General features: G+C 62.3%; 7 protein-coding genes. All 7 read left to right on the forward strand.

The window, feature by feature from the left end; genetic code table 11:
• The first annotated feature begins 6 nt into the window (after window positions 1–6).
• Window positions 7–348 carry a (2Fe-2S) ferredoxin domain-containing protein gene (locus tag AB7E35_RS12525; RefSeq protein WP_428163815.1) on the forward strand — a complete coding sequence of 114 codons (342 nt, stop codon included), beginning with the start codon at window positions 7–9 and terminating at the stop codon, window positions 346–348.
• Between the two features lie 84 nt (window positions 349–432).
• Window positions 433–1,080, forward strand: coding sequence for an alpha/beta hydrolase (locus AB7E35_RS12530; protein WP_428163816.1), 648 nt, complete (start codon window positions 433–435; stop codon window positions 1,078–1,080).
• Window positions 1,081–1,162: 82 nt separating this feature from the next.
• Window positions 1,163–2,326: a D-alanyl-D-alanine carboxypeptidase family protein gene (locus AB7E35_RS12535; RefSeq protein ID WP_428167659.1), complete on the forward strand. Its 1,164-nt coding sequence runs from the start codon at window positions 1,163–1,165 to the stop codon at window positions 2,324–2,326.
• A 152-nt stretch (window positions 2,327–2,478) separates the two neighbouring features.
• Window positions 2,479–2,856: a 30S ribosomal protein S12 gene (gene rpsL / locus AB7E35_RS12540; RefSeq protein ID WP_428163818.1), complete on the forward strand. Its 378-nt coding sequence runs from the start codon at window positions 2,479–2,481 to the stop codon at window positions 2,854–2,856.
• Between the two features lie 165 nt (window positions 2,857–3,021).
• Window positions 3,022–3,495: a 30S ribosomal protein S7 gene (gene rpsG / locus AB7E35_RS12545; RefSeq protein WP_428163819.1), complete on the forward strand. Its 474-nt coding sequence runs from the start codon at window positions 3,022–3,024 to the stop codon at window positions 3,493–3,495.
• Between the two features lie 160 nt (window positions 3,496–3,655).
• The gene (gene fusA, locus AB7E35_RS12550; RefSeq protein WP_428167660.1) at window positions 3,656–5,764 is read left to right on the forward strand and encodes an elongation factor G; all 2,109 of its coding nucleotides are present in this window, start codon (window positions 3,656–3,658) and stop codon (window positions 5,762–5,764) included.
• A gap of 184 nt (window positions 5,765–5,948) precedes the next feature.
• Window positions 5,949–6,075 (forward strand): GTP-binding protein (locus AB7E35_RS12555; protein WP_344869949.1); only part of this gene is annotated, 127 nt, incomplete at its 3' end.

Raw genomic sequence — 6,075 nt, forward strand, 5'->3', positions numbered from 1 at the left:
CCTGCCATGAGCGACACCAACTCCCACTACTACCAGCGCCACATCTTCTTTTGCCTGAACGAGCGCACGAACGGCGAAAACTGCTGCGCCCACCACGGCGCCCAGCAGGCTTTTGACCGCTGCAAGATGCTGGTCAAGCAGCAGGGCCTGATGGGCCCCGGCAAGGTGCGCGTGAACAAGGCCGGTTGCCTGGACCGCTGCGCGGGCGGCCCCATCGCCGTGGTCTATCCCGAGGGCACCTGGTACACCTACGTGGACGAGAGCGACATCGACGAGATCGTGGAGTCGCACCTCAAGAACGGCGTGGTGGTCGAGCGCCTGCTCACGCCGCCGGAACTTGGACGCTGATTTGCGCTCTCTATCCTGCTTGTAGTGTTTTTGGGCTGCAGCGCAGATAAACCAAGCGCGAGCAGCTATTGATTGGATAGCAACGTGACTCCCAGGACCGAACGCCTGACGCTCTCGGGCGCAGTAGGCGCCATCGAGGCCGCCCGCGATGCAGCTGCCGGCGCCGCCGCGCCGCGTGGCGTGGCGGTGATCGCCCATCCCCACCCGCTGTTTGGCGGCACCATGGACAACAAAGTGGTGCAAACCCTGGCGCGCGCCTTCGTGGCGTGCGGCTGGACGGCTGTGCGCTTCAACTTCCGCGGCGTTGGCGGGACGGCCGGCACGCACGACGAAGGGCGCGGCGAACTCGACGACATGCTCGCCGTGGTGCAACAGGTGGCGCCGGGCGGCCCGAACGCCATGCCCATCGCCCTGGCGGGTTTTTCCTTTGGCGCTTTCGTCGCCAGCCATGCGCTGGCGCGCCTGTGGGGTGAGCGGCAGGTGGATCAGGTGGTGCTGGTGGGTACGGCGGCCAGCCGTTTCACGGTGGCGCCGGTGCCGCCCGAGGCGCACCTGCGCACCCTGGTCGTGCATGGCGAGCACGACGACACCGTGCCCCTGTCCGCCGTGATGGACTGGGCGCGGCCTCAGACACTGCCGGTTACGGTTGTGCCCGCGGGCGGGCATTTCTTTCACGGACAATTGCCGCTGCTCAAAGGCTTGGTCATGCGCCACCTGCAGTCCGCGACCTGACGGCGCGGTGCCAGGCCTGTCTTCCCGGCCTTCGCGGCCGGTTGTCTTTTGATTTCTTCTTTTTTGAGCCCCAATACCCACCATGAAGCCTTTGCTGTCCTCCCTTCGAGCCCTTGCCTGCGCCGCCCTGATGGCCCCTGCCATCCTCTGGGCGCAGATGCCGCAGCCCCCCGAGATCGCCGCCCGCAACTACCTGCTGGTGGATGTGACGGCGGGTCAGGTGCTGGCCGCCAAGGACATCGATGCGCCGGTGGAGCAGGCGTCGCTCACCAAGCTCATGACCGGCTACCTGGTCTTCGACGCGCTGCGCGCCAAGAAGATCACGCTGGAACAGCGCCTGCCCGTGAGCGAGCGGGCCTGGAAGATGCCCGGCTCGCGCATGTTCATCGACCCCAAGATGCAGGTGCCGGTGGATGACCTGCTCAAGGGCATGATCGTGCAGTCGGGCAACGACGCCACCGTGGCCCTGGCCGAAGGCGTGGGTGGAACGGTGGAAAACTTCGTGCGCCTGATGAACGAGCAGGCCAAGGCCCTGGGCATGTCGGGCACGCAGTACAAAAACCCCGAGGGACTGACCGAGCCCGGTCACACCACCACCGCTCGCGACCTGGCCACCCTGGCCACCCGGCTGATGCAGGACTTTCCGGAGCACATGCATTACTACGCCACCAAGCAGTACCGCTATGAAGGCACGCCCGCATCCAACAGCACCAACCGCAACATGCTGCTGTTCCGTGACCCCACGGTGGATGGTCTGAAGACCGGCCATACGGCCGCGGCGGGTTATTGCCTGGTCGCCACGTCCAAGCGCGAGTTCCCCAACGTCGGCCAGCGTCGCCTGCTGTCCATCGTGCTGGGAGCCGCCAGCGAGAATGCGCGCGCCAATGAAAGCCAGAAGCTGCTGAACTGGGGCTACACGGCGTTCGATTCCGTGAAGCTGTTCGATGCCGGCCAGGCCGCTGCAACGCCTGCGGTGTGGAAGGGCACGCAACGCACCCTCAAGATCGGCCGCCCCGAAGCCATCGTGATCACCTTGCCTTCGGGCAGCGCCGGCAAGATCAGCACCGAGGTCGTGCGCCAGGATCCGCTGATCGCGCCCTTCACCAAGGGCCAGTCCATTGGCACGTTGAAGGTCAAGGTGGGCGATGCGCAAGTGGCCGAGGTGCCTTTGGTGGCGCTGGAGGACGTGGGGCAGGCGGGCATCTTCGGCCGAGCCTGGGATGCCATCCGTCTGTGGATCAAGTAAGCGCGCGGGGTGCACTCCCCGCGGCGGGTCAGGGTTTCGATGCTGGTGCGTTGCCCGGCATCGCCCAAGCTGGTACATTAGAAGGCTTTTCGGAATTTCCGAAGGGTTTCACGTTTTCGCTTTCATAGCATTTCACGTTTAGGGACGTATTCATGCCAACCATCAGCCAACTCGTGCGCCAGGGCCGCACGGTCGAAGTTGTCAAATCCAAAAGCCCTGCCATGGAAAACTGCCCCCAGCGCCGCGGCGTGTGCACCCGTGTGTACACCACGACGCCCAAGAAGCCTAACTCCGCTCTGCGTAAGGTGGCCAAGGTGCGCCTGACCAACGGTTTCGAGGTCATCTCGTACATCGGCGGTGAAGGCCACAACCTGCAAGAGCACAGCGTGGTGCTGGTGCGTGGCGGTCGTGTGAAGGACTTGCCCGGTGTGCGTTACCACATCGTGCGCGGCTCTCTTGACCTGCAAGGCGTCAAGGACCGTAAGCAGGCCCGTTCCAAGTACGGCGCCAAGAAGCCCAAGGCCAAGTAATCAGCCCAGGCTTGAAAACAATCGGTGTTTGATTCGCCTGACTGGCGCGGTCAAACGTAGTGACCCCAAGCGCAAATGTCTTGCGTGGGTCGAGTAAGTGGGAGTCCTGAATGGCTCTCGCGGTGCCTGAAAAGACACCAACTGAAGCAAAGATAGAGGTAAAAAATGCCACGTCGTCGCGAAGTCCCCAAACGTGAAATCCTGCCGGATCCCAAGTTCGGCAATGTAGAGCTGTCCAAATTCATGAACGTGATCATGGAAGGCGGCAAGAAGGCAGTTGCAGAGCGCATCATTTACGGCGCCCTGGAGCTGATCGAGAAGAAGCAGCCCGAGAAGGATGCCCTGGAGGTGTTCGTCACGGCGATCAACAACGTCAAGCCCATGGTGGAAGTGAAGTCCCGCCGCGTGGGTGGCGCCAACTACCAGGTGCCCGTGGAAGTGCGTCCCGTGCGTCGGCTGGCGCTGTCGATGCGCTGGATCAAGGAAGCCGCCCGCAAGCGTGGTGAGAAATCCATGGCACAGCGCCTGGCCAACGAACTGATGGAGGCCACCGAAGGCCGTGGCGGCGCGATGAAGCGCCGTGACGAAGTGCACCGCATGGCCGAAGCCAACAAGGCGTTCAGCCACTTCCGCTTCTAATCAACCGGAAGTCATCAAGGGTTCACCTCGGTGCACCATAAAGGCCGCCAGCGTGTTGTCCACGTGGCGGCCTTATGTTGATTGAGGCCCAGTTAACTCGGATCGCGCACGCATCAAATGCGCGATCGGATCTCCAAAAGCGATCAACTTAGGATTCATCATGGCTCGCAAAACACCCCTCGAGCGTTACCGCAATATCGGTATCTCTGCCCACATCGACGCCGGTAAAACCACGACGTCCGAGCGTATCCTTTTCTATACGGGCGTGACCCACAAGCTGGGTGAAGTGCACGACGGCGCAGCCACCACCGACTGGATGGAGCAGGAGCAAGAGCGCGGCATCACGATCACCTCGTCTGCCGTGACCTGCTTCTGGAAGGGCATGGACCTGTCCCGCCCTGAGCACCGCATCAACATCATCGACACCCCCGGCCACGTGGACTTCACCATCGAAGTGGAGCGCTCCATGCGTGTGCTGGACGGCGCCGTGATGGTGTATTGCGCCGTGGGTGGCGTGCAGCCCCAGTCCGAAACCGTATGGCGCCAGGCCAACAAGCACAAGGTGCCGCGCCTGGCCTTTGTGAACAAGATGGACCGCACCGGTGCCAACTTCTTCAAGGTCTACGATCAGATGAAGCTGCGCCTGAAGGCCAATCCAGTGCCCGTCGTGGTGCCGATCGGCGCAGAAGACGGCTTCCAGGGCGTGGTTGACCTGCTGAAGATGAAGGCCGTCATTTGGGACGAAGCCTCGCAGGGCATGAAGTTCGAATACGCCGACATCCCCGCAGAGCTGGCAGAAACCTGCAAGAAGTGGCGCGAGAACATGGTCGAAGCTGCCGCCGAAGCCAGCGAAGACCTGATGAACAAGTACCTGGAAGAGGGTGACTTGTCCGAAGCCGAGATCATCGCCGGTCTGCGTCAGCGCACCATTGCCACCGAAATCCAGCCCATGCTGTGTGGCTCAGCCTTCAAGAACAAGGGTGTGCAGCGCATGCTGGACGCCGTGCTTGACTTCCTGCCCTCGCCAGTGGACATCCCTGACGTGGCCGGCACCGACCCCGACGACGAAGAGAAGAAGCTGTCGCGCAAGGCCGACGACAACGAGAAGTTCTCCGCCCTGGCGTTCAAGCTGATGACCGACCCGTTCGTGGGTCAGCTGACCTTTGTGCGCGTGTACTCGGGCGTTCTGACCAAGGGCGACACCGTGTTCAACGCCGTCAAGGGCAAGAAGGAGCGTATTGGCCGTATCGTGCAGATGCACGCCAATGAGCGCCAGGAAATCGAAGAAATCCGTGCCGGTGACATCGCCGCCTGCGTGGGCCTGAAGGACGTGACCACCGGCGACACGCTGTGCGACAACGATGCGCCCATCGTGCTGGAAAAGATGATATTCCCCGAGCCCGTGATTGCGCAGGCCGTGGAGCCCAAGTCCAAGGCCGACCAGGAAAAGATGGGCATCGCCCTGTCGCGTCTGGCGTCCGAAGACCCGTCCTTCCGCGTGCGCACTGACGAAGAATCCGGCCAGACCATCATCGCCGGCATGGGCGAGCTGCACCTGGAAATCATCGTGGACCGCATGAAGCGCGAGTTCAACGTGGAAGCCAACGTGGGCAAGCCCCAGGTGGCCTACCGCGAAACCGTGCGCAAGACGGTCACCGATGTGGACGGCAAGTTCGTGCGTCAGTCCGGCGGTAAGGGTCAGTATGGCCACGTGGTGTTCACGCTGGAGCCGCAAGAGGCCGGCAAGGGCTTCGAGTTCGTTGATGAAATCAAGGGCGGCGTGGTGCCGCGCGAGTACATCCCCGCAGTCGAGAAGGGCGTGATCGAAGCCCTGACCAGCGGCGTGCTGGCGGGCTACCCGGTGGTGGACGTCAAGGTGCGTCTGACCTTCGGTTCGTACCACGACGTGGACTCGTCCGAGCAGGCGTTCAAGATGGCCGCCATCTTCGGTTTCAAGGAAGCGGCCCGCAAGGCCAACCCCGTGATCCTCGAGCCCATGATGGCTGTGGAAGTCGAAACGCCTGAAGACTACGCCGGCACGGTGATGGGTGACCTGTCCAGCCGCCGTGGCATGGTGCAGGGCATGGATGACATGGTCGGCGGTGGCAAGGCCATCAAGGCCGAGGTGCCGCTGTCTGAAATGTTCGGCTACGCCACGCAGCTGCGCTCGATGACGCAAGGTCGTGCCACGTACACGATGGAGTTCAAGCACTACGCTGAAGCTCCGCGCAACGTGGCCGAGGCCATCGTCGCCGCCCGCGCCAAGTAAGGTGAGCATGTAAGTCAAAAGAGCTGCTGACGCTTATCTGACAAGCGAAAGCAGCTCTTATGTTTGTAGCAAGTTTCTTGCAATCTGCGATCCGGTGCCGTCCCGTTGCTCTGTGCGGGCTGAACCAGCAACCTGATGCAGACGTTAAACCCTCACACAGGCATTGCTCTTTTGGAGTTTGAAAATGGCAAAAGGTAAGTTTGAACGTACCAAGCCCCACGTGAACGTGGGCACGATCGGTCACGTGGATCATGGCAAGACGACGCTGACGGCGGCCATCGCCACGGTGCTGGCCAAGAAGTTCGGCGGCG

Source organism: Diaphorobacter sp. (assembly GCF_050251835.1).
Taxonomy (GTDB): Bacteria; Pseudomonadota; Gammaproteobacteria; order Burkholderiales; family Burkholderiaceae_C; genus JBFXIE01.

Coding starts and splice junctions, on each gene's coding strand:
- fusA (WP_428167660.1), top strand. CDS start 3,656: ATGGCTCGCAAAACACCCCTCGAGCGTTACCGCAATATCGGTATCTCT.
- rpsL (WP_428163818.1), top strand. CDS start 2,479: ATGCCAACCATCAGCCAACTCGTGCGCCAGGGCCGCACGGTCGAAGTT.
- AB7E35_RS12535 (WP_428167659.1), top strand. CDS start 1,163: ATGAAGCCTTTGCTGTCCTCCCTTCGAGCCCTTGCCTGCGCCGCCCTG.
- rpsG (WP_428163819.1), top strand. CDS start 3,022: ATGCCACGTCGTCGCGAAGTCCCCAAACGTGAAATCCTGCCGGATCCC.
- AB7E35_RS12525 (WP_428163815.1), top strand. CDS start 7: ATGAGCGACACCAACTCCCACTACTACCAGCGCCACATCTTCTTTTGC.